This window comes from Chitiniphilus eburneus (assembly GCF_005048205.1).
In the GTDB taxonomy this organism is placed as follows: domain Bacteria; phylum Pseudomonadota; class Gammaproteobacteria; order Burkholderiales; family Chitinibacteraceae; genus Chitiniphilus; species Chitiniphilus eburneus.
In genome coordinates this window covers 13,205-35,693 of record NZ_SUMF01000007.1, presented here as the reverse complement: position 1 = coordinate 35,693, position 22,489 = coordinate 13,205, and the positions used below count along the sequence as shown (strand labels likewise).

19 protein-coding genes are annotated in these 22,489 nt (G+C 65.4%); 7 read left to right on the top strand and 12 right to left on the bottom strand.

Annotated elements, in window-relative coordinates; genetic code table 11:
• Position 1: 1 nt before the first annotated feature.
• The 4 genes from minD to ppsR (FAZ21_RS08535) form a co-directional block, all read right to left on the bottom strand.
• Entirely contained in the window at positions 2–811 is an 810-nt protein-coding gene (minD, locus tag FAZ21_RS08550; RefSeq protein ID WP_136772947.1) for a septum site-determining protein MinD, read from the bottom strand.
• 59 nt (positions 812–870) lie between these two features.
• Complete coding sequence (minC, locus tag FAZ21_RS08545; protein WP_136772945.1) at positions 871–1,578, bottom strand: septum site-determining protein MinC; 708 nt, start codon at positions 1,576–1,578, stop codon at positions 871–873.
• An 87-nt stretch (positions 1,579–1,665) separates the two neighbouring features.
• Positions 1,666–2,487 carry a posphoenolpyruvate synthetase regulatory kinase/phosphorylase PpsR gene (ppsR, locus tag FAZ21_RS08540; RefSeq protein WP_136772943.1) on the bottom strand — a complete coding sequence of 274 codons (822 nt, stop codon included), beginning with the start codon at positions 2,485–2,487 and terminating at the stop codon, positions 1,666–1,668.
• Between the two features lie 177 nt (positions 2,488–2,664).
• Positions 2,665–3,483 carry a posphoenolpyruvate synthetase regulatory kinase/phosphorylase PpsR gene (gene ppsR / locus FAZ21_RS08535; RefSeq protein ID WP_136772941.1) on the bottom strand — a complete coding sequence of 273 codons (819 nt, stop codon included), beginning with the start codon at positions 3,481–3,483 and terminating at the stop codon, positions 2,665–2,667.
• Between the two features lie 324 nt (positions 3,484–3,807).
• Between ppsR (FAZ21_RS08535) and ppsA the strand changes: the two genes are divergently transcribed.
• The 4 genes from ppsA (at position 3,808) to FAZ21_RS08515 (ending at position 9,230) form a co-directional block, all read left to right on the top strand.
• Complete coding sequence (gene ppsA / locus FAZ21_RS08530) at positions 3,808–6,189, top strand: phosphoenolpyruvate synthase (protein ID WP_136772939.1); 2,382 nt, start codon at positions 3,808–3,810, stop codon at positions 6,187–6,189.
• A gap of 170 nt (positions 6,190–6,359) precedes the next feature.
• Positions 6,360–7,571: an acetylornithine/succinyldiaminopimelate transaminase gene (locus FAZ21_RS08525; RefSeq protein ID WP_136772937.1), complete on the top strand. Its 1,212-nt coding sequence runs from the start codon at positions 6,360–6,362 to the stop codon at positions 7,569–7,571.
• Entirely contained in the window at positions 7,571–8,053 is a 483-nt protein-coding gene (locus FAZ21_RS08520) for a dihydrofolate reductase (protein ID WP_136772936.1), read from the top strand. The genes FAZ21_RS08525 and FAZ21_RS08520 overlap by 1 nt, the downstream gene beginning before the upstream one ends.
• Positions 8,054–8,213: 160 nt before the next feature.
• Positions 8,214–9,230: an LLM class flavin-dependent oxidoreductase gene (locus FAZ21_RS08515; protein ID WP_136772934.1), complete on the top strand. Its 1,017-nt coding sequence runs from the start codon at positions 8,214–8,216 to the stop codon at positions 9,228–9,230.
• 383 nt (positions 9,231–9,613) lie between these two features.
• Here FAZ21_RS08515 and FAZ21_RS08510 read toward each other — a convergent pair whose 3' ends face one another.
• The 8 genes from FAZ21_RS08510 to rpe form a co-directional block, all read right to left on the bottom strand.
• Entirely contained in the window at positions 9,614–10,273 is a 660-nt protein-coding gene (locus FAZ21_RS08510; RefSeq protein WP_136772932.1) for a phosphoglycolate phosphatase, read from the bottom strand.
• Positions 10,274–10,386: 113 nt separating this feature from the next.
• Positions 10,387–10,821, bottom strand: coding sequence for a hypothetical protein (locus FAZ21_RS08505; protein WP_136772930.1), 435 nt, complete (start codon positions 10,819–10,821; stop codon positions 10,387–10,389).
• Positions 10,818–12,164 carry a phosphatase PAP2/dual specificity phosphatase family protein gene (locus FAZ21_RS08500; protein WP_136772928.1) on the bottom strand — a complete coding sequence of 449 codons (1,347 nt, stop codon included), beginning with the start codon at positions 12,162–12,164 and terminating at the stop codon, positions 10,818–10,820. Before FAZ21_RS08500 ends, FAZ21_RS08505 begins: the two co-directional genes overlap by 4 nt.
• A gap of 585 nt (positions 12,165–12,749) precedes the next feature.
• On the bottom strand, positions 12,750–14,495 hold the full coding sequence (locus tag FAZ21_RS08495; RefSeq protein ID WP_136772926.1) for a bifunctional alpha/beta hydrolase/class I SAM-dependent methyltransferase: 1,746 nt from the start codon (positions 14,493–14,495) through the stop codon (positions 12,750–12,752).
• Positions 14,496–14,607: 112 nt separating this feature from the next.
• Positions 14,608–15,294 (bottom strand): lysophospholipid acyltransferase family protein, encoded by a 687-nt coding sequence (locus FAZ21_RS08490; RefSeq protein WP_136772924.1) that lies wholly within the window; start codon positions 15,292–15,294, stop codon positions 14,608–14,610.
• Between the two features lie 254 nt (positions 15,295–15,548).
• Positions 15,549–16,496, bottom strand: a complete 948-nt coding sequence (locus tag FAZ21_RS08485; RefSeq protein WP_136772922.1) for a phosphatidate cytidylyltransferase — start codon at positions 16,494–16,496, stop codon at positions 15,549–15,551.
• On the bottom strand, positions 16,493–17,092 hold the full coding sequence (locus FAZ21_RS08480) for a CDP-alcohol phosphatidyltransferase family protein (protein WP_136772921.1): 600 nt from the start codon (positions 17,090–17,092) through the stop codon (positions 16,493–16,495). The genes FAZ21_RS08485 and FAZ21_RS08480 overlap by 4 nt, the downstream gene beginning before the upstream one ends.
• A 149-nt stretch (positions 17,093–17,241) precedes the next feature.
• Positions 17,242–17,922 carry a ribulose-phosphate 3-epimerase gene (gene rpe, locus FAZ21_RS08475; protein ID WP_136772919.1) on the bottom strand — a complete coding sequence of 227 codons (681 nt, stop codon included), beginning with the start codon at positions 17,920–17,922 and terminating at the stop codon, positions 17,242–17,244.
• Between the two features lie 107 nt (positions 17,923–18,029).
• Here rpe and apaG point away from each other — a divergent pair, with 107 nt between their 5' ends.
• From apaG to FAZ21_RS08460, 3 genes are all read left to right on the top strand, one after another.
• Complete coding sequence (gene apaG / locus FAZ21_RS08470; protein WP_136772917.1) at positions 18,030–18,425, top strand: Co2+/Mg2+ efflux facilitator ApaG/CorD; 396 nt, start codon at positions 18,030–18,032, stop codon at positions 18,423–18,425.
• A gap of 427 nt (positions 18,426–18,852) precedes the next feature.
• Entirely contained in the window at positions 18,853–20,652 is a 1,800-nt protein-coding gene (locus tag FAZ21_RS08465; protein WP_136772914.1) for an ABCB family ABC transporter ATP-binding protein/permease, read from the top strand.
• A 333-nt stretch (positions 20,653–20,985) separates the two neighbouring features.
• Positions 20,986–22,314, top strand: coding sequence for a hemolysin family protein (locus FAZ21_RS08460; protein WP_136772911.1), 1,329 nt, complete (start codon positions 20,986–20,988; stop codon positions 22,312–22,314).
• The last annotated feature ends 175 nt before the right edge of the window (positions 22,315–22,489 follow it).

The following is a 22,489-nucleotide window of genomic DNA, read 5'->3' as shown; positions in this document are numbered from 1 at the left end:
ATCAGCCTCCGAACAGCCGCTTCCATAACGGCTGCTTCGGCGCTTCGATGAAGCGCAGGGGTTTTTCTTCGCCGAGGAACCGGGCCACGACATCCTTGTAGGCCTCCGACACATCGCTGTTGGCGAGGTGAATGGCCGGGGTACCGGAGTTCGATGCCTGGAGCACCGTTTCCGATTCGGGCACGACACCGATCAGCGGGATGCGCAGCAGGTGCTGTACGTCGTCCAGCGACAGCATCTCGCCGGTATCGACGCGCTTGGGCGAATAACGGGTGATCAGCAGGTGGGTCTTCACCGTGCCGCCTTCCTCGGCCTTGCGCGACTTGGCGTCGAGAATGCCGATGATGCGGTCCGAATCGCGAACCGAACTGACTTCGGGGTTGGTGACGACGATGGCCTCGTCGGCGAAATAGGCGGCCATCAGCGCGCCGGTCTCGATGCCGGCCGGGCTGTCGCACACGATGTAGTCGAAGCCGTCGTGGATCAGGTCCTTGATCACCTTTTCCACGCCTTCGCGGCTGAGCGCATCCTTGTCGCGCGTTTGCGAGGCGGGAAGGATGAACAGGTTGTCGCAGTGCTTGTCCTTGATCAGCGCCTGCTTCAGCGACGCTTCGCCGTGGATCACGTTGACGAAGTCGTAGACCACGCGCCGCTCGCAGCCCATGATCAGGTCCAGATTGCGCAGGCCGACGTCGAAGTCGATCACGGCGGTCTTGAAGCCGCGCAGGGCCAGGCCGGATGCGAAGCTCGCGCTGGTGGTGGTCTTGCCGACGCCACCCTTGCCCGAAGTTACGACGATGATTTTCGCCACTTGATGAATCCCCTAGGTTCTTGGATTGGTCGGCGCCCATCGGGCGCCGCCGCGTGAGATCAGCCGGCCAGAGCTTCGATCACCAGTTTTTCCTGGTCGAGCAGCACTTGCGCGGGCTTGGATTTGAGCGATGTCGGCAATGCGTCGTCGAGCGTACGGTACACACCGCCGATGGAGACCAGTTCAGCCTCCAGACAGGTGGTGAAGATCCGGGCACTGACGTCGCCGCGCGCGCCGGCCAGGGCGCGGCCGCGCAACGGCGCGTAAACATGGATGTTACCGTCCGCGATCACCTCGGCGCCGGCCGAGACCAGCGCCAGCACCACCAGGTCGCCACCGCGCGCATAGACCTGCTGGCCGGTACGGACCGGCCGGCTCACGATCATTGCCGGGACCGGCTTTTCCACCTGTTTGGCGGGCGGCACCACGGCCGTCGCTTCGTCGGACAACACCACCAGCCCGGCTTCGCGCGCGGCGGCCTGCTGGTCGTCGTTGCCGCCGCGGGCGGCGACCGGCTTCAGGCCGAACTGGCGCAGCAACTGCATCAGTGCTGCGATCTCCATTGCGCTGGGCAGCGTGGGCAGGCTGTCGAAATCGATGGCGAGCTGCTCGCCGCTGAGCATGTGTTCGCCATCGCCCAGCTTGTCGCGCAGCGCCGCTTCCAGGCGCGCGGCGTCCAGCGTGGCGGGCACGAACGACAGCAGCTTGAGCGACAGGCTCTTGAATTCGAACGCGACCGGCGTATCGGCGGGAATTTGAAGCGACATTGGATCGGCGGAACGCGGGAGCAAAACCGGCAGTTTACAGGCTGGCAAGGGGCGACGAAAGCGCCGCCAGGGCGTCGGCGCGCAGTTTCAGTACACCCGCCGCTTCATGCCGGTGCGATGCATGATGGTGGTCGCCAGTTCTTCGATCGACAGGGTGGTGGTGTTCAGGAACGGAATGCCGGCCTGGCGCATCAGCGATTCGGCCTCTTCCACCTCGCGTCGGCAGATGTCCAGCGATGCATACTGGCTATCGGGCTTGCGCGCATGGCGGATCTGCGCCAGCCGCTCGGGGCCGATCGAAATGCCGAACAGCCTGTTGCGATGCGGCATCAGCGCGCGCGGCAGCGTGTGCGCGGCGAAGTCCTCGGGCGTGATCGGATAATTGGCGGCCTTGATGCCGTATTGCAGTGCCAGGTAAAGGCAGGTGGGCGTTTTGCCGGCGCGCGATACCCCGATCAGGATGATGTCGGCATCGCCCAGGTTGCGGGAGATGCCGCCGTCGTCGTGGCTCATCGAGTAATTCACCGCGTCCAGCCGGTTCTGGTATTCCTCGAAATTGCTGATGCGGTGCGCGCGCCCGGCAGTATGTGACGATTGCACGCCCAGGCCGTCTTCCAGCGGCTGGATGAACGATTCGAACATGTCCAGCGTGATTGCCTCGGGGATGAAGAAGCGCTTGCGCGTCTCTTCATTGATGAAGGTGGAAAACACCACGGGTTTGCAACCGTCGGTCCGCGCCTGCTCGCGAATCTGCGCCAGCGCGGTTTCCACTTTTTCCGGCGTATCGATGTAGGGAATGGTGATGCGGCGGAAATTCACTTCGTCGTCGAACTGGCTGATCAGGCTATGGCCGAGCATCTCGGCGGTGATACCGGTACGACCGGAAACGAAGAACGCGGTGCGGGGCATGTAACCACTCCAGTGAAGGACAACCGCAGGCCTGTCTGTGGTGCAGTTGTCCGGAATTCAGTTGTCTTTTAAACCGCTTCCCATGAACCACCGCGCCGCGCAAGGCGAAGCGTGCGGCCTGGCCGCTGGCCGGCTTGCAGATGGCCTTCGATCGATGCTTGATGGGCCATCCGGCGCTCAATAATTCCGGCGGGTCAGCCCCGCGCGATGCATGATCGTGGTCGCCAGTTCCTCGATCGAACGCGTGGTCGAGGCCAGGTAGGGCACGCCCACGTGCCGCATCAGCGCTTCGGCTTCGTTCACCTCGAACTGGCAGTTGTCGAGCGATGCATACTTGCTGCCCGGTTTGCGTTCCTCGCGGATCTGCGCCAGACGCTCGGGGTCGATGGTCAGGCCGAAGAGCTTGTTGCGATAGGGCAGCAGCAGGCGTGGCAGTGTGTGCTGGCCGAAGTCTTCCGGCGTCAGCGGGTAATTGGCGGCCTTGATGCCGTATTGCAGCGCCAGGTAAAGACAGGTGGGCGTCTTGGCGGCGCGCGATACGCCGATCAGGATGATGTCGGCATCGCTCAGGTCGCGCGGCATCACGCCGTCGTCATGGATCATGGCGTAATTCACCGCATCGATCCGCGTCTTGTATTCCTCGAAATTGGCGATGCCGTGCGACTTGCCCACGGTGTGCGACGATTTGCGCCTCAGTTCGTGTTCCAGCGGGCCGATGAAGGCCTCGAAGAAATTCAGGGTGAAGGCTTCTTCGATCTGGAAGGCCGCGCGCAGGTCCTCGTCGATCATGGTGCAGAACACCAGTGGGCGGCACTGGTCCAGCCTTGCCTGCTGGCGGATCTGCTCCACGGCCTCGCGCGCCTTGTCCAGCGTATCGACGAAGGGTAGCGTCACGCGGTGGAATTGCACGTCCTCGAACTGGGTGAGCAGGGTATGGCCCAGCATTTCCGACGTGATGCCGGTTCGGTCGGAGACAAAGAAGGCGGTGCGAGGCATGCGTCACTCCGTGCGTGTTTGCGCTGCACAATCGCGGCAGCATAAAGGGGTGGTCGCGGGGCTGCCAATAGCGGGAAATCCCCGATCCTACCGTTTGGGCCGGGTATCGCCCGCGTGAACGATTCACCTTTGGCGCGGATTGCCGGAAAAGGGTGTGCGCTATTCCGGTCGTCACCGCGCAATGGCGCGCCGGTACTGGTTTTGCGCGATGCGCTCAAATTCCGTGATCTGCTTCGATTCATAGAGGATTACCCCACTATGCGCTCCCCGTTCACCGCCTAGAATGGGGTAACCATCTTTTTGCAACGCAACAGAGGCCCTGTAATGAGCCCGACACTCAGCGAACAATACGTAATCGAATTTTCCCACCTGCGCATGACCGATGTGGAGCGCGTCGGGGGCAAGAATGCTTCCCTGGGCGAGATGATTTCCCAGCTCGACGCCAAGGGCGTGCGGGTGCCTGGTGGCTTTGCCACCACGGCGGACGGCTATCGCGAGTTCCTGGCCCACGGCAACCTGGCGCGCCGGATCGACGACGTCCTGTCCAATCTGGACGTCGAAGACGTAAAGGCGCTGGCGCAGGCCGGCCGGCTGATTCGCGAGCAGATCGTCGCTACGCCGTTTCCACCCGCGCTGGAGGCGGAAATCCGCGCGCACTATGCGTTGCTGGGCGGCGATTCCACCGTGGCGGTGCGCTCGTCGGCGACTGCCGAGGATCTGCCGGACGCTTCGTTCGCCGGCCAGCAGGAAACCTTCCTCAACATCGTCGGCATCGAGAATGTGCTGCACGCGATCAAGGAAGTATTCGCCTCGCTCTACAACGACCGTGCCATCGCCTACCGGGTGCACAAGGGTTTCGATCACAAGCTGGTGGCGCTGTCGGCCGGTGTGCAGCGCATGGTGCGCTCCGACCTGGGCGCGGCCGGCGTGATGTTCTCGATGGATACAGAAACCGGCTTCGACCAGGTGGTGTTCGTCACTGCTTCGTACGGCCTGGGCGAGACGGTGGTGCAGGGCGCCGTCAACCCGGATGAGTTCTACGTACACAAGCCCACGCTCGAGGCGGGCCGGCCGGCACTGGTGCGCAAGCACCTGGGCGGCAAGGCGCTCAAGATGGAGTTCGATACCGAGGCGCGTGCCGGGCGGTCGGTCAGGACAGTGGACGTGCCGCTGGATCAGCGCCGGCAGTTCTCGATCACCGACGCCGAGGTCGAGGAGCTGGCGCGCTATGCGCTGATCATCGAGGCGCACTACCAGCGCCCGATGGACATCGAATGGGGCCGCGACGGCGTCGATGGCAAGCTCTACATCCTGCAGGCGCGGCCGGAAACGGTGAAGTCACAGGAAAGCTCGGCCGAGAAATTGTCCAAGTTCCGCCTGAAGGAACGCGGCGACGTGCTGACCACCGGCCGTGCCATCGGCCAGAAGATCGGCCAGGGCAAGGTGCGGGTGATCCGCGACGTGTCGGAAATGGACAAGGTGGCCCCTGGCGACGTGCTGGTGTCCGACATGACCGACCCCGACTGGGAGCCGGTGATGAAGCGCGCGTCGGCCATCGTCACCAATCGCGGTGGACGTACCTGCCACGCGGCCATCATCGCGCGGGAGCTGGGCATCCCGGCGGTGGTCGGCTGTGGCGACGCCACCCGCCTGCTGCATGACGGCCAGGAAGTCACCGTGTCGTGCGCCGAGGGCGATACCGGCAATGTGTATGCGGGGCTGCTGGCGTTCGAGCGCCAGGATGTGGCGCTGGAAAAGATGCCGCCGTCGCCGGTCAAGCTGATGATGAACGTCGGCAACCCGGAACTGGCGTTCGAGTTCTGCCAGTTGCCCAGCGAGGGCGTGGGGCTGGCGCGGCTGGAATTCATCATCAACCGCATGATTGGCGTCCACCCCAAGGCGTTGCTGGCGTATCCGAACTTGCCGGCCGAGCTGAAGGGCCAGGTCGAGGACCGCATGGCGGGGTATCGCTCGGCGGTCGATTTCTATGTCGACAAGCTGGCCGAGGGCATTGCCACGCTGGCGGCCGCATTCTGGCCCAAGAAGGTGATCGTGCGGCTGTCGGACTTCAAGTCGAACGAGTACGCCAACCTGCTGGGCGGGCCGATGTACGAGCCGCATGAGGAGAACCCCATGATCGGGTTCCGTGGCGCTTCGCGATACGTGGATGCCAGCTTCCGCGACTGCTTCGAACTGGAATGCCGCGCCATGAAAAAAGTGCGCGACGGCATGGGGCTGGTCAACGTGGAGGTGATGATCCCGTTCGTGCGCACCGTGAAAGAAGCGTCCGACGTGATCGACCTGCTGGCGGCCAATGGTCTGAAGCGGGGCGAAAACGGCCTGCGCGTGATCATGATGTGCGAGATTCCCGCCAACGCGGTGCTGGCCGAGCAGTTCCTGCAACACTTCGACGGCTTCTCGATCGGCTCCAACGACATGACACAACTCACGCTGGGGATCGACCGCGATTCCGGCGGCCCGGTGTCGGTCAGCTTCGATGAGCGCAACGATGCGGTGAAGGCCATGCTGTCGATGTCGATCCGCGCCTGCCGCGCCCAGGGCAAATACATCGGCATCTGCGGCCAGGGGCCGAGCGATCATCCCGATTTTGCGCAATGGCTGGTGGAAGAGGGCATCGAGACCATCTCGCTCAACCCCGACACCGTGGTGGAAACCTGGCTGTACCTGGCCGGCCAGTCGCGCTGATCCGGTGACGGCTTCGTGGCGGACCGGCGCGCAGGCTCCGGTCCGTTTTCACGTTCGGCCCCGGCGTGCGCCGCCACAGGCCGCCGAACGCAGGGCGGATGCGATATCCAGCGCGCCAGCCTTGTTTTAAGATTCGGGTTTTCCGACCGCCCGCCCAGAAAGGACCCGCAATGTCGCTCTCCCGCTCCGATTTCGATCAGTACATGGTGCCCAACTACGCTCCCGCCGCCTTCGTGCCGGTGCGTGGCGCGGGCAGCCGCGTCTGGGACCAGGAGGGGCGCGAGTACATCGACCTGGCGGGCGGCATCGCCGTCAACGCGCTGGGGCATTGCCATCCGGTGCTGGTCAAGGCGCTGACCGAGCAAGGCAATACCCTGTGGCACGTGTCCAACGTGTTCACCAACGAGCCGGCGCTGGCGCTGGCGGAGCAACTGGTCGATGCCACCTTCGCCGAGCGCGCGTTCTTCTGCAATTCCGGCGCCGAAGCCAACGAGGCCGCGCTCAAGCTGGCGCGCCGCGCCGCCATCGAACTGCATGGCGAGCGCAAGCACAAGGTGCTATCCGCCTATAACAGCTTCCATGGCCGTACCTTCTTCACCGTGTGCGTCGGCGGCCAGCCCAAGTATTCCGATGGCTTCGGCCCGCGCCCGGCCGGTATCGAGCATTTCGACTACAACGACCTCGACAGCCTGGCCGCGCTGATCGACGACGACACCGCCGCGGTCATCATCGAGCCGATCCAGGGCGAAAGCGGCGTGCTGCCGGCCTCGCGCGAGTTCCTGCTCGGTGCGCGCCAGTTGTGCGACAAGCACGGTGCCTACCTGATTTTCGACGAGGTGCAGACCGGCATGGGGCGCACCGGCCACCTGTATGCTTACATGGAATACGGCGTGGTGCCGGACATCCTGACCAGTGCCAAGAGTCTGGGCGGGGGCTTCCCGATCGGCGCCATGCTTACCACGAGCGCGCTGGCCAAATACCTGGCGGTGGGCACGCACGGCACCACCTATGGCGGCAACCCGCTGGCGTGCGCCGTGGCCAGCGCGGCGGTGGCCACCATCAACACCCCCGAGGTGCTCGGCGGCGTGCTGCGCCAGCATGACCGGGTGATCGCGGGCCTGGAGGCCATCAACGCCCGTCATGGCGTATTTGCCGAAATGCGTGGCCGGGGGCTGCTGATCGGCGCCGAACTCAAGGCGGAATACGCCGGGCAGGCGCGCGAAATCCTGGCCCAGGCCGCCTTGCAGGGCTTGATGGTGCTGATGGCTGGCCCCAACGTGATCCGGCTGGCGCCGTCGCTGGTGGTGACGGATGCCGACATGGACGAAGGCCTGGCGCGGCTGGATCGCGCCGTCGCCGCTTTCCTCGCGGCACGCGGCTGATGCCGCTGGCCTTGATCGCCGCCGTGGGCAGCAACCGCGTCATCGGGGTGGACAACCGCCTGCCGTGGCGCCTGCCGGACGACCTGAAGCGCTTCAAGGCGCTGACCATGGGCTCGCCGATGCTGATGGGGCGCAAGACCTTCGAATCGCTGCCGGGCCTGCTGCCCGGCCGGCGCCATCTGGTGGTCAGCCGCAATCCCGGCTGGTCGGCGCCGGGGGCGGAAGTGTTTCCCGATATTGCCGCCGCGCTGGCGGCGGCGGGCGATGGCATGGTCTTCGTGATCGGCGGCGGTGAAATCTATCGCCAGGCATTGCCGCTGGCCGATACCTTGCATCTCACCGAAGTCGAACTCGCTCCCGAAGGCGATGCCTGGTTTCCGGAGTTCTCCACCCGCGAGTGGCACGAGGAAAGTCGCGAAGCGCATCAGCAGCCCGACGGCGTGCGCTATGCCTTCGTCACCTATCGGCGGCAGCCCGCCTGATGGTCTCCCGATCGCCGCGTGGTCGTTGAAATCGGCCGCGTCGCGCGCATCTGACCGATACGCCCCCGGTGTCGGCATCGTCATTGGCGCGCCGCCCGTCCGTCATCCCGATTTCCGCCGCGCCCGGCCCTGGCCGGCGCGCACCCGGCCAGGAGCCGCCATGATCCCGTTTTCCGTTCTCGACCTTGCCCCCATCGTTGCCGGGGGCGATGCCGCCCAGGCATTCCGCAACACGCTGGACTTGGCGCGCCATGTGGAAAGTCTGGGTTACCGGCGCTTCTGGCTGGCCGAGCACCACAATATGAGCGGCATCGGCAGTTCGGCCACCGCGGTGCTGATCGGTCACGTGGCGGGTGGCACATCCACCATCCGCGTCGGCTCGGGTGGCGTGATGCTGCCCAACCACGCGCCGCTGGTGGTGGCCGAGCAATTCGGCACGCTGGCGTCGTTGTACCCCGGCCGGATCGATCTGGGCCTGGGCCGCGCGCCCGGCACCGACCAGCGTACCGCGCGTGCGCTGCGCCGCGAAATGACGATGAGCGCGGAGACGTTTCCGCAGGATGTGCTGGAGTTGCAGGGTTATTTCGCGCCGGCCGCGCCGGGGCAGGCGGTGCGCGCCGTACCCGGGGCCGGGCTGGACGTGCCGATCTGGCTGCTCGGCTCCAGCCTGTTCAGCGCGCAGCTTGCCGCATCGCTCGGGATGCCGTTCGCTTTTGCCTCGCACTTTGCACCGGACTACCTGATGGCGGCGATCGACATGTATCGTGGCCAGTTCCGGCCCTCCGCCGCGTGGCCGAAGCCCCATGTGATGCTGGGCATCAACGTGTTCGCCGCCGACAGTGACGACGAGGCGCAACGGTTGTTCCTGTCGCTGCAACAGCAGTTCATCAACCTGCGGCGCGGCCAGCCGGGCCCGCTGCGGGCACCGTCCGACTGCGATCCCGCCGACTGGTCGGAGGCCGAACGCGCCGGCGTGGCGCACGCGCTGGCCTGCGCCGTGGTCGGCTCGCCGGAGACGGTCCGCCAGGGTCTGGCCGATTTCATCGCCGACACCGGCGCCGACGAGTTGATGGTCACTGGCCAGATCCACGATCACGCGGCGCGGCTGCGCTCGTTCGAGATTGTTGCCGAGGCGCGCGAGCAACTGGCTGGAACACCGCGACCGTTTGCTTTCTGAGGCCGGACCTAGGGCGAATCGACCTTTAAACGTGGGTGCAAAGGAAGAAGGCCGGATGCAGGGCAAGGCGTGCCGAGGGAAGTGGGGTGATCCCCACGAGCGAGGCACAACGCAGCGCTGCGCCGGCCTTCTTCCTTCCCTTCGGGTTGGCCCGTGGGCCGATGTCTGCTTTGTCGCACGGCTTGCAGAGAGGAAGGCTCTCTGCGGCACCGCGCTTCGTGCAGCCACCCGGCCCACTAACCAACGCATCCCATGTTTGAAGGTCGATTCGCCCTAGGTGCGTGGCGTCGCTGGCAGGCGGCGTTCGGGGCTAAGGCAGGTGAGGGACTGGCGCGGTGGTTTACCGCGCCTTTTGCCCCCCGGGGATGGATGAGCCAACCGGCTCAATCGATGAATTCCAGCACTTCCGAGAAGAAACGGATCACGTGATCCGCGCCCATCTCGTGCACGTCCTGGCCGTAGCCGTAGCTGACCAGCACCGAGGGTGCGCCCGCAGCCTTGGCGGCCAGCACGTCGTTCTTCGAATCGCCCACCATCAGTAACTGCGCGGGCGCCAGGCCCAGCTTGTCCAGCACGTGTTGCAACGGCAGCGGCGATGGCTTTTTCTCCGCCAGCGTGTCGCCGGCGACGATCACGTCGAAGCGCTCGGAAATACCCAGCTCGCGCAACAGCGGCAGGGTGTAGCGCTCCGGCTTGTTGGTCACGATGGCCAGCGGGTATTCCAGCTCGTGCAGCGAATGCAGCGTTTCCTGCACTTCGGGATAGAAACGGGTGGCGATGGTCAGGCCGGCCTTGTAGTGCACGTCGAAACGTTCCATCGCCTGCTGTTGTTGTGGCGTGCCGTGCCAGTTGGCATCGTGCTCGCCGGCCAGCGTCCGCGCGACCAGGCTGGCGGCGCCGTCGCCGACGAAGCCCTGGACGACTTCCTCGGCCAGCGGTGGCAGCCCCAGGTCGGCGCGGGCGGCGTTGGCGGCACGGGCAAGGTCGGCAATCGAATCGACAAGGGTGCCATCGAGGTCGAAGGCAAAGGCGCGGATGGTCATGGTGGGGTTCCGTGGGGCGACAGTCGCCATGATAGCGGATGCGCGCAACAAGGCTTGCGCGGTGTGCAAGTGGGCGGCTTTTTCCGGCAGCATGGGCGCATTGGTCAGGTGTTCTACATCCAGGCATGGAGCAGCAGGCCGATGCTCCAGAGCGCTGCCTGTACGGCGCACAGCACCATGAAGCGCCGGATCAGCCGGCGCGTGCCGTGCCAGCGTTCGGCGAGGGGGCGCACGCCGGATTCGGGCAGCGGCCGGCCGAACAGCTCGGCCAGCGCCTGATCGAATATCGCCGCATCCGCTTCGGGCCGATACAGGGCGCGGAACAGCCGGGCGTCGAGGGCAAGGCGTGCCGCCAGATACTGGGCACCCAGGCCAAGCACCAGCACCACGCTCATTGTGCCGCGCAACGGGCCGGGCGTTGCCGTGCCCAGCAGCCAGCCGGCGTGCAGGGTCAACGCCAGCGTCAGCCAGCCTAGCCGGGCGCAGGTGGCCAGCAGCGCGATCAGCACCTGGCCGGCGGTGGGATGCGCCTGGGCGGCATCGTTCATGCGATATCTCGTGCGGCGATGGCCGGCGTGGCCTGTTCCAGCACGCCGAGGTGGGTGGGATGGAGTACGACGGCGGGATGGCAGGCGCGCAAGTCGCGTACCGCTTGCGTGATGTTGGCGGCGCGGCCGCTGGCCACCAGCCATGCCGCCACCACCGTGGCACTGCGCGATAGCCCGAGCGCGCAATGGACCAGTACCGGACCCTGCGCCTGTCGCATCCGTTCGAGCTGGGCCACTGCCTGCGCCAGTTCGGCCGGGTTGGGCGGCAACAGGTCGAGCAGCGGCACGGCGGCGTATGGCCGACCGGCCACGGCGCGGCTGCGTGACAGTTCGCCGCACACGTCGAGTACGCTGCCGGCCTGGGCCAGCGCGGCGGCGTCGGGGTGGCAGCCGAGCCAGACATCGTCGGTGACGCGCGCCAGCCGTGTCAGGCGGGGCCGATACAGGCGGAACGACAGCCAGGCGGCCAGCCGGTGCGGTGTCAGCAGCAGCCACGCCGCCAGCGTCTGGCACCCATTCGCATCCTTCTGGAATATCGCCGGGCCGGCGTGCAGATAGCCCGCTGCCAGCAACGCCAGCGCCAGCGAAGGCCAGGACAGCAGCCAGTTCCAGCCGCCCCAGAGCAGCGCGGGCAGGCACAGCACCGCCGCGCCACCGGCATAGCAGGCGCCCAGCAGGCGCGCCCGGGCGACGTCGGCGCTCTGCCAGCGCGGCCAGCCATGCGGCACCATCGGCAGGGCATAGGCAATGATCACGCCGACGACCAGCCCGCTGACCACGTCGATGAAGTGATGTTGCCAGGTGGTCAGCACCGATAGCCCGATCAGGAAGAACCAGCCATGCAGCAACGGTCGCCAGCGCGCCGGGGTGTGTGCGGCATAGCGCAGCCACAACAGCCAGAGCAGCGAGATATGCAGCGACGGTGCCTGGTTGTACGGCAGATCGAACGTGGCCAGTGAGTCGAACAGTGCGCCGAATACCCCGTGGGTATCGGGGCGGACAAAGGAGAAGCGCAGCGGAAACAGCAGGAAGCCGGCCACCGACACGGCGGTCGCCGCCGCCAGCCGCAGCGCGTGGGTATCGAGTTCGCGCCGGTCCAGGCACAGGAATAGCGAAGCCGCATACAGCAGGTCGATGCTCCAGTACGGCACGATGGTCCACGGCCAGAACGGGATATGCCGCTCCCAGCCGTAGACCAGGCTGGATACCTGCGGCAATTGCGCGGTGTACCAGTTGGCAAAGCCATAGGCGCCGAAAAAGAACGGCCCGAGGAACAGCAGCCACAACAACGCACGCCGCCACTGCCGGGCAGCGGCCGATGCCGCAAGCGGCGGGGTTTGCATCAACGGATCAGCAGACATGGATCGGATATGTCCCGGCAAAGCGCATCCTCTTCGCGATGGTAAGAGCGGAGTCAGTGGAATCGATCAGGAAGCCCCATTGCATGCACAGCACCGTTTTACCTCCGCCTTCGCCATGGCCTGTTCTGGATGGCTCATGTATCAGCCATGGGCTCATTCCGAACCCCCGAGCAAAGCGAGGCTCCCTCGCGGCGGCGAGGGCGGGGGGAGTGGGATGAAACAAGCAGCGCCGGAGCCGGCATTCCACGGATGCCGAGCACCCGGCTTTGCCGGGGGCTTGCTCCAGATGGCCTACCGGCAATGGTTGCTCATCCTTGCCGGCGCGCGCGGGGGGAGTGGGATGAAACAAGGAGCGCCGGAGCCGGCATTCCACGGATGCCGAGCACCCGGCTTTGCCGGGGGCTTGCTCCAGATGGCCTACCGGCAATGGTTGCCCATCCTTGCCGGCGCGTGCGGGGGGAGTGGGATGAAACAAGGAGCGCCGGTGCCGGCATTCCAAGGATGCCGAGCACCCGGCTTTGCCGGGGGCTTGCTCCAAGTGGCTTGTCATGTGTGGGTATTCAGGCACTAGGCGCGCTGCGCCAGCGCCACGCTGAAAATCCCCCACTGGTCGATACGCTGGGCCAGCTTGCGAAAGCCGGCGGCCTCCACCAGTGCATCCATCTCGGCCTGCGTGCGGCGGCGCATGATCCAGGGCTTGCCGTCGCGGTGGCTGGTCAGCGCGCGGGCGATCATTTCCAGTTGCGGGTGCCACGGCTGGTTGGTGTAGACCAGGTAACCGCCCGGTGGCACGGCGTCGGCCAGGCCCTTGAGCGAGGCCAGGATCGGCGGATTGTCGGGGAACAGCTCATACAGGCCGGAAACGATGGCCAGCGTGGGGCGCGGCGCCAGCGTGGACAGGCTGGCGCGATCGAACGCATCGCCCTGAACGAAGCTGACCTTGTGCCCCAGCCCGCGCTCGGCGATCAGCCGGCCACCGGCTTCGACGTTGATCGGGCTGTAGTCGCGCAGCAGGATCTGCTCTGCATCGGGCACTTTCGCCAGCGCATCCAGTACGTAGCGGCCGTGCCCGGCGGCGATGTCCACCACGCGGATCGATTCGCCGCTTTCCTTCAGCCGCGCGGCGGCGTCCTGGATCAGTTGCTCCAGGTGCTGCTTGCGCACGCGGATGCCGCGCCAGCCGATGCTGTCCAGGTAGATACGGTCCGCCAGCCGGCCCAGCGGTGTGTGGCCCTGCACCTGGTTGCGATACACATAATCCAGCGTGCTGCCGGAATCGAAGCCGGTTTCCAGCCCCAGTTTGATGCCATGCGACAGGCTGCCCAGCGAGCGCATGTTGAGCCGGGTCAGGCCGTAGTAGATCGCCTTGGGCGACAGCGGCGGCAAGGTCTGTTGCAGCGTGCGGTATTCGTGCGCGGTATAGCCGTGGCGGTCGGCGATTGCGTAGTCCGGTTGCGGCGCGGGGGTGGCGTAGAGCCGGTCCAGGAAGCCACGGATCAGATCGAACGCTTGCTTGCGGTCCAGTTCGCCCAGCGTGTCATGGTAGAAGCCTTCCAGTACGTGCTTTTCCTTGACTGCGCTGCCCAGGCGGTCGAAGAACGCGTGCTGCGGCGCGTGGTGTACCACCCAGTCGGCGCCGGAGATGAGCAGTTGCGTCGGTACGGTGATCGCGCCCGCGTCGGCCACCACGCGCTCGGCGGCTTCGTACAGCGCCAGCAGGATGTGCGATGCGATGGGCCGCGTAATCAGCGGATCGCTGTCGTAGGAGGCGATGCGTTCCGGGTCGTGCGTGAGGAATTTCGCCTTGACGTAGCTGTTGACGAAGAACCGGCCGCGCAGCTTTTCCAGCGCCCTCAGGCCGGGGCGCGCCAGCGGCACGTACAGCTTGACCTGGAACGCCGGCGACGCCAGCACCATGCCGCGTATCTTCGGCGCGTAATCGTGCACCCAGGCGGAAACCAGCACCGCGCCCACGCTCTGCGCGATCACCGTGATCTGGTCGATGGGGACGCCGGATACCTCGGACGCATGGCGCACGAAGTCGTCCACATCGCGTACCGATGCCGCCAGGCTGGGGCTGAAGCCACGTTCGCCCGGCGAGCGGCCATGGCCGCGGGCATCCCAGGCGAACATCGGCACCCCTGGCAGTTCCAGTTCGTCCACCACGTGCTGCAAGCGACCGGAATGCTCGTGGCCCCGGTGGAACAGCACGATGGCGCGGCTGGGCACCGTGCCAGGTGTGGCCGGCCAGTGGCGATAGAACAGGGTCTGCTGGTCGAAGGTCTGGAACTGACGTTCTTCGGCTTGGCGCATGGATCGACTCCTTGGCGTGGATTTCACGCAGCATCAAATCGCCGGCGCATCGTGCCGGCAAGGGGGCACATCACTTGCCATGCGCCGCATTGTGGCGCACGGGTGCGGCTGGCTATGGGGTGGGATCGTCGTCGGCAAGCCCGGCCGCTTTCTTTTGCAGCACCGCAAAACGGCGCTGCACGCCGGCCTTGAACGCGGCCTTGTCTTCCTGCCACGGCAAGGGCCGGTCGATATGGACATCGACGAAAAACGGCACCGGTATCCGCGCGCCCTTGCCCATGGACCGGCCCAGGCCATGCATGTAGACCGGCACGATCGGCACCTCGGGAAAGCGGCGGCCCAGGAACCACAGTCCGGATTTGACCTCGGACAGCCGCTCCGGCTCGCCACGCGTGCCTTCGGGAAACAGCACCAGAATCCGCCCGGCGGCCAGCGCGTCGTAGCAACCGGCGAGCGGGTCCACACTCTTGCTGGCACCGCCGCGAATCACCGGGATGATGCCGACCACGCGGGTGGCGAACCACGCCATGGCTCGGTTGCGCAGGAAGTAATCCGCCGCCGCGGCCGGACGCACGTTCAGTACCTGCGACAACGGGAACAGGGTGTACAGCGTGAGGATGTCCAGATGGCTGTTGTGGTTGGCCACGACGATGGCCGGCCCGCGCAACGGCAACCGCTCGCGATGACGGATCGCCAGCCCCAGCCACACCAGCGTCACCGGCCACGCAACGCCAACCACGAAGGCCAGCCGCAACAGCGCGTGCCACAGACGCAACAAAGGTGAAGGCCGGTCAGCCATGCGTGCTTCCCGACAAGCCCCACAGCCAGCAACCCGGCAGGCTGGAAGCTTGTTTTCCTTGCCCGATCCACAACAGCCTGCGCGGCGAACCGTTGTTGCGAGCAAAGCGAGGCTCCCTCGCGGCGGCGAGGGCGGGGGGAGTGGGATGAATCAGGGAGCGCCGGTGCCGGCATTCCACGGATGCTGGACACCCGGTTTTGCCGGGGGCCTGCTTCCACTTATCCGTCTGCAACGCGCGCATATAAACCCGGCACTCAATAGTAGAGGTAACGCAGGTAATGGAAGAACAGCGGCGCGGTATAGGTCAGCGAATCCAGCCGGTCCAGGATGCCGCCGTGACCGGGCAGCAGATCGCCACTGTCCTTGACGCCCAGGTCGCGCTTGACGGCGGACATCACCACGTCGCCGACAAAGCCGGTCACGCCGATCAACAGCCCGGCCAGTGCCGCGTGCGCCGGGTTCATTGGCGTCAGCACCGGCCCCAGCAACCAGCCGAGCAGCGTGGTGGTGGCTACGCCGCCGAGAAAGCCGGCCACCGTCTTGTTTGGGCTGACCTTGGGAATCACCTTGACCCGGCCCAGGCTCTTGCCCCACAGGTACTGCGCCACGTCGTTGAACTGGGTGAGCACCACCAGGAACAACACCAGCAGCGCGCCGTCGCCCTTCATGCTGCCGGTGACGTCACTGGGCAATACCAGCAGATAGGCCATGTGCGACAGGCTGAACACCGTGGTCATCAGGCCCCAGTGCAGCGTGGACGCGGCGCGCAGGAAGCCCTGCGTATCGCCCACCAGCACCATGCGCATCGGCAGGAACAGGAAGGCGTAGACCGGGATGAAGATGATGAACATGCCGTACCAGCCATCCCAGATCCAGTAGTACTGGATGGGAATCGCCAGGTAGGCCCACAGCAGCGGCAGGTGATCGGCGCGGCGTGTCGGCACCAGGGTGAGGTATTCCTTGAACGCCAGGAAGCTGACGAAACCGAGCACCAGCAGCGATACGGTGTGATTGAACGAGATCGCCAGGACGAACACTGCGACGATCCACCACCAGGTGCGTACACGCTGGCGCAGCTCCAGCCAGTCTTTCTGTGGAAAGCGCCAGCCCAGAAGCGCTACGCTGGCGCTGGCGAAGAGCAGCACCAACAGGATGACCGACAACGCATAGAACAGCGTGTCGGTGATGGGGAAGGGGTTCATCGCGATTCCTTCAGTGCGCGGCGGACGCGATTGAGGCAGGTCAGGGCGGAGAGCGCGGCCAGCACCCAGAACAGCCAGGCGCTCCAGGCCAGCGCGGGTGCGTACAGGCCGACCGCCAGGGCATAGGCGCCGAGTACGAACGCGCGGTCGCTCTTGCCCAGCGGGCCGTCGTAGCGACGACCGGCGCCGATGGCCTGGGTGGTGACGCCGACGAACTCGGTGAGGTTGGCCAGCAGCACCATCACCACCACCGCCATCGGGTCGGCGCCGGGCAGCAGCGCGAACGGCAGGTAGAGCGCGGCGTCGGATACGACGTCGCCCACCTCGTTCAGCACGGCGCCCAGGCGCGATTGCTGGTTGAATTCACGGGCGAGCAGGCCGTCGATGGCGTTGAGCGCCATGCGGATGAACAGGAACGGGGGCAGCAGCAGGAACAGCAGGGGGCTGGGATGCAACACCAGGGCCAGCCCCAGCGCCAGCGAGAGCAGCAATGCCAGCAAGGTCACCTGATTGGCGGTCAAGCCCGCATGGGCCAGCCCGCGCAGCACGGGGCGCAATAGCGCCTGGAAGCGGGGCTTGAGATCGTAGAGCGTCATGATGGCGGGACTGTTATTGGTTTTGTTGTCGGAGGAAGTATGCGGATGGTGTGACCAATCGTGCTTTGGTGCAAGTTTTTATTTGAATTTAGTAAGCTTCAAAACAAAAAGCCGGCCACGAAGGCCGGCTTTCGCTATGCGCGTGGCGCTCAGATCGCCTTGGCGATCTCCTCGCGCATCTGGTCGATGATGACCTTGTAGTCCGGGTGGCCAAAGATGGCCGAGCCGGCGACAAAGGTATCGACCCCGGCGGCGGCGATCTCGCCGATGTTCTCCACCTTCACGCCACCGTCGATTTCCAGGTGGATGTGGCGGCCGGTCCTTTCCTTGTAGGCGTCCAGCCGGGCGCGGCAGGCGCGGGCCTTGTCCAGCATCGCGGGGATGAACGATTGACCGCCGAAGCCGGGGTTCACCGACATCAGCAGCACCATGTCCACCTTGTCCAGCACGTAGTCCAGGTAATCGAGCGGCGTGGCCGGGTTGAAGACCAGCCCGGCCTGGCAGCCGTGATCGCGGATCAGGCCCAGTGTGCGGTCCACATGCTCGGAGGCTTCGGGGTGGAAGGTGATGATGCTGGCGCCGGCCTTGGCGAAATCGGGGGCGATACGGTCCACCGGCTTCACCATCAGGTGCACGTCGATGGGTACGGTGGCGTAGGGCTTGATCGCCTCGCAGACCAGCGGGCCGATGGTCAGGTTGGGCACGTAATGGTTGTCCATCACGTCGAAGTGGATCAGGTCGGCGCCCGCGGCGATCACGTTTTTCACTTCGTCGCCCAGGCGGGCGAAGTCGGCGGAGAGGATGCTGGGGGCGATGCGATGGCTATGCATGGGCGTTCCCGAAGGTTGGCGATCCCTGGATTGTAGCCGCTGTGGCCGGGCGGTTGCGGGCACCGCCTGTTAAGATTGCGCAGACTCAAACACCGGAGGCGCTGGCGATGGCAGGCGAGGACGAAGAACTGGAAAAGTATCGCGTGGCGGTGGACCCGCGTGCGATGTATATGGCCGAGCAATCGGACGAAGAGGGCGACCGCTACGTTTTCGCCTATCACATCACCATCACCAATGTCGGCAGTGCTACGGTGCAACTAGTCTCGCGCCACTGGGTGATCCGCGACATGCACGACAAGGTGCAGGAAGTGCGCGGCCTGGGCGTGATCGGCGAGCAGCCGGTGCTGGAGCCGGGCCAGTCGTTCGAATACATGAGCGGCGCCACCCTCGAAACGCCGGTGGGCATCATGCGCGGCAGCTACCAGATGCGCGCGGTGGATGGCACCGAGTTCGAAACCGATATCCCCGAGTTTGTCCTTTCCATTCCGCGCACGCTGCACTGAGCGCATCCCCGTGATGTATCCAGGGTGACCGTTGCACGCGATGCGACGGCTTGCAATGTGCGCATCGCGACCACATCTTAGGGCGTGTCGTCACTTGTATCGCGACAGCGTTCGGCGCAGTTCGGGATGCCGCGCCAGGAGCTGGACGCGCGGCGGTATGAATACCGCAAGCGGCCTGCGACGCTGCGCGGCGCCTGAAATGCACCGAACCCGCAGGGCTGGGCCGAAAAAACACCCTCCACTGCGTTGCGCTCCTTGCTAACTAATAACTGGTTATTGGTTGCGTCGCGCGCCTGATGGCGGGTGCTTTTTCGGCCCCGCGCTGCCGCGATACAGGTGACGACACGCCCTGGGCAGCCTGTTCGAACGCTCTCGCGAGCCGCACCTGGACAGGCGCCCCTCCCGATTCCCCCGACGGACCCCACTCATGGCCGAAGCCCCCGCCCGCCGCAACGACTGGAACACGCTGCGCACGCTGTTTCCCTATCTGTGGCGTTACAAGAACCGTGTCCTGCTGGCGCTGTCGCTGCTGATCGCGGCCAAGTTCGCCAATGTGGCGGTGCCGCTGGTGCTCAAGGATATCGTCGATGCCCTGGACGGCAGCAAGGGCGCGCTGGTGCTGCCGCTGGCGCTGGTGCTGGCCTACGGCGCGTTGCGCATGTTCTCGTCGGTGTTCGGCGAATTGCGCGATGCGGTATTTGCCAAGGTATCGCAGGGGGCGATCCGCAAGGTGGCGCTGGAGGTCTTCGAGCACCTGCACGCGCTCAGCCTGCGCTTCCACCTGGAGCGACAGACCGGGGGCATGAGCCGCGACATCGACCGTGGCACCAAGGGCATTTCCTTCCTGTTGAACTTCATGCTGTTCAACATCCTGCCGACGCTGGTGGAAATCGTGCTGGTGGCGGTGATCCTGCTGCAACGCTACGACTGGTACTTCGCCGCGATCACCTTCGGCACCATCGTGATCTACATCGGCTTCACGCTGGGTGTGACCGAATGGCGCATGGCGTTCCGGCGGGAAATGAACGACATGGATTCCAAGGCCAATACCAAGGCCATCGACAGCCTGCTCAACTACGAGACGGTGAAGTATTTCGGCAACGAGCGCTGGGAATCCGAGCGTTTCGACGCCAGCATGGCGCAATACGAGGCGGCGGCGGTGAAGAACCAGGTATCGCTGTCGCTGCTGAACGCGGGGCAGGCGGTGATCATCGCCGCCGGGGTGACGGCGCTGGTCTGGCTGGCGGCCCATCAGGTGGTGACCGGGCGGATGACGCTGGGCGATCTGGTGCTGGTGAACGCGTTCCTGCTGCAACTGTATGCGCCGCTCAACTTCCTGGGTTTCGTCTACCGCGAGATCAAGCATTCGCTGGCCGACATGGAGCGCATGTTCACGTTGCTGCACCAGCATGCCGAAGTTCGCGACGAACCGGGCGCGCAGGCGCTGCATGCCGCCGAGGCGCAGGTAGCGTTCGAGCACGTCGATTTCGGCTATGACCGCAACCGCCAGATCCTGCACGACGTGAGCTTCACCATTCCGGCCGGGCGTACGCTGGCGGTGGTGGGGGCGAGCGGCGCGGGCAAATCGACGCTGTCGCGGCTGATGTTCCGCTTCTACGACGCGTGGAGCGGCCGCATCACCATCAATGGGCAGGATCTGCGGCAGGTGACGCAGGAGTCGCTGCGCGCCCATATCGGCATCGTGCCGCAGGATACGGTGCTGTTCAACGACACCATCTATTACAACATCGCCTACGGCCAGCCGGGCGCCACACGCGAGGAGGTGATCGAGGCGGCCAGGTCGGCGCATATCTACGACTTCGTGATGCGCCTGCCCGATGGTTTCGATACCACGGTCGGCGAGCGTGGGCTGAAGTTGTCCGGCGGTGAGAAGCAGCGGGTGGCGATTGCGCGCACCATCCTGAAGAACCCGCCGATCCTGATCTTCGACGAGGCCACCAGCGCGCTCGACTCCCGCACCGAAAAGGCCATCCAGGCCGAGCTGCGGGAAATCTCGGCCAACCGCACCACGCTGGTCATCGCGCACCGGTTGTCCACGGTGGCCGATGCCGACGAGATCATCGTGCTGGATGGCGGGCGCGTGGTGGAGCGCGGCACGCATCGCGCGTTGCTGGCCGCCGAGGGTGCCTATGCGCGATTGTGGGCGCTGCAATTGCACGAACAGCGCGATGACGATGCGTCGCCGTTGCCGGATTTGCCCACCTGACAGCCATCGGGCGGCACCGTTTCCAGGGGCGCCGCCTGGCGCCGACAACCGCGCGGAATCGCTTGAAGCAAGGGTTTTGCGCAGCGGCTATAACGGCAGACAGCACCGTGGAATTACGGTAGATTCGCAAAGTCATTCATCCATCCAAGGAGTAACGGGGCCACCCTTGTCCCCGCATATGAGTCAACCTCGATCTTGCCGCTATGACGCGCAACCCGGGCGTCAGCCCGCCTCCGCCCGCGATCACGCGGCCATTCCGTCCGTGATCCCCTGCCCGATAGCGACCTGGTTCCTCCCGCTACGCGGCGCTCGCCCAACCCATGGGGAGTCGTCGTGGAAATCCTGATTCTTCTTGGCCTGATCCTGCTCAATGGCGTGTTCGCCATGTCCGAGATCGCGCTGGTCACCGCCCGCCGCGCCCGTCTGGCCAAGCTGGCGGAAAACGGCGACGTGTCGGCCGCCGCCGCCATCAAACTGGGCGAAGACCCCACCCGTTTCCTTTCCACCATCCAGATCGGCATCACCTCCATCGGCGTGCTGTCCGGGATCATGGGCGAGGCCGCGCTGGCCCAGCCCTTTGCTGTCTGGCTGGAATCGCTGGGCGTATCCGCCCGGATCAGCGAAACCGGCGCCACGGTGATCGTGGTGGCGGTGGTGACGTATTTCTCCATCGTACTGGGCGAACTGGTGCCCAAGCGCGTCGGCCAGATCAACCCGGAGGCGATCGCGCGGCTGGTGTCGCGGCCGATGGAAGGGCTAGCGTTCCTGGCCCGGCCGTTCGTGATCCTGCTGACGTTCTCCACCAAAACCGTCCTGCGCGCGCTCGGTGTGAAGAACACGGGTGGCCCGTCGGTGACCGAGGACGAAATCCACGCCATGCTGGAGGAAGGCTCCGAAGCCGGTGTGATCGAACAGAACGAACACGCGCTGTTGCGCAACGTGTTCCGCCTGGACGACCGTCAGATCGCCTCGCTGATGATCCCGCGCTCCGACATGGTCTACCTCGACCTGGAGGACGATCCGTCGATCAACCTGGCCAAGGTGGCCGAGGCCGATTACACCCGCTTCCCTGTCTGCCGGGGCGGGCTGAGCAATGTGCTGGGGATCGTCAGCGCCAAGGATCTGCTGCAACAGACGCTGGGCGGCAAGCCGTTCGACCTGACCGTGATGCCGCTGCGCCCGGCGGTGTTCGTGCCGGAAACGCTGACCGGCATGGAGCTGCTGGAGCAGATTCGCGCGTCGGGCGTGGAAATGATCTTCGTCGTCGACGAATACGGTGAGGTGCAGGGCCTGGTGACCTTGCAGGACGTACTGGAAGTGATCACCGGCGAATTCATGCCGCACGACACCGAGAACGCCTGGGCGGTGGAACGCGAGGATGGCTCATGGCTGCTCGACGGCCTGATCCCCATTCCCGAGCTGAAGGACAAGCTGGAACTCGATACCGTGCCCGAGGAAGACAAGGGTCGCTATCACACGCTGTCCGGGATGATGATGCTGCTGCTCGGCCGGCTGCCGCATACCGCGGATATCGCCACCTGGGAAAACTGGCGCCTGGAAGTGGTCGACATGGATGGCAAGCGCATCGACAAGGTGCTCGCCAGCCGCATCGTGCTCGCCACCGATGAACCACCCGCGGGCGAGTCGGTCACAGGCTCCTAGGGTGTAGGTGACAACACACCCTGGGACGGCTTGATATCCAGCCCCGGGGCGGTGGCGATTCCGCTTCCGCCCCGGGGTGAGCCACCTTGACGGCCCCCCTTGAATTCATGCCGTGTATCCATACATCCATCCAGACGCGGGCAATCGCGTGCACCTTCGATAAAGACGAGAGAGG

Excerpts from the sequence above, each read along its gene's own strand:
- FAZ21_RS08515 (WP_136772934.1), top strand. The coding sequence starts at position 8,214 with ATGATCCCGTTTTCCGTTCTCGACCTTGCCCCCATCGTTGCCGGGGGC.
- ppsA (WP_136772939.1), top strand. The coding sequence starts at position 3,808 with ATGAGCCCGACACTCAGCGAACAATACGTAATCGAATTTTCCCACCTG.
- FAZ21_RS08480 (WP_136772921.1), bottom strand. The coding sequence starts at position 17,092 with ATGACGCTCTACGATCTCAAGCCCCGCTTCCAGGCGCTATTGCGCCCC.
- FAZ21_RS08500 (WP_136772928.1), bottom strand. The coding sequence starts at position 12,164 with ATGCAAACCCCGCCGCTTGCGGCATCGGCCGCTGCCCGGCAGTGGCGG.
- FAZ21_RS08510 (WP_136772932.1), bottom strand. The coding sequence starts at position 10,273 with ATGACCATCCGCGCCTTTGCCTTCGACCTCGATGGCACCCTTGTCGAT.
- ppsR (WP_136772941.1), bottom strand. The coding sequence starts at position 3,483 with ATGCCTCGCACCGCCTTCTTTGTCTCCGACCGAACCGGCATCACGTCG.
- ppsR (WP_136772943.1), bottom strand. The coding sequence starts at position 2,487 with ATGCCCCGCACCGCGTTCTTCGTTTCCGGTCGTACCGGTATCACCGCC.
- FAZ21_RS08465 (WP_136772914.1), top strand. The coding sequence starts at position 18,853 with ATGGCCGAAGCCCCCGCCCGCCGCAACGACTGGAACACGCTGCGCACG.
- rpe (WP_136772919.1), bottom strand. The coding sequence starts at position 17,922 with ATGCATAGCCATCGCATCGCCCCCAGCATCCTCTCCGCCGACTTCGCC.
- FAZ21_RS08495 (WP_136772926.1), bottom strand. The coding sequence starts at position 14,495 with ATGCGCCAAGCCGAAGAACGTCAGTTCCAGACCTTCGACCAGCAGACC.
- FAZ21_RS08520 (WP_136772936.1), top strand. The coding sequence starts at position 7,571 with ATGCCGCTGGCCTTGATCGCCGCCGTGGGCAGCAACCGCGTCATCGGG.
- FAZ21_RS08525 (WP_136772937.1), top strand. The coding sequence starts at position 6,360 with ATGTCGCTCTCCCGCTCCGATTTCGATCAGTACATGGTGCCCAACTAC.
- FAZ21_RS08505 (WP_136772930.1), bottom strand. The coding sequence starts at position 10,821 with ATGAACGATGCCGCCCAGGCGCATCCCACCGCCGGCCAGGTGCTGATC.
- FAZ21_RS08490 (WP_136772924.1), bottom strand. The coding sequence starts at position 15,294 with ATGGCTGACCGGCCTTCACCTTTGTTGCGTCTGTGGCACGCGCTGTTG.
- apaG (WP_136772917.1), top strand. The coding sequence starts at position 18,030 with ATGGCAGGCGAGGACGAAGAACTGGAAAAGTATCGCGTGGCGGTGGAC.
- FAZ21_RS08485 (WP_136772922.1), bottom strand. The coding sequence starts at position 16,496 with ATGAACCCCTTCCCCATCACCGACACGCTGTTCTATGCGTTGTCGGTC.
- minC (WP_136772945.1), bottom strand. The coding sequence starts at position 1,578 with ATGTCGCTTCAAATTCCCGCCGATACGCCGGTCGCGTTCGAATTCAAG.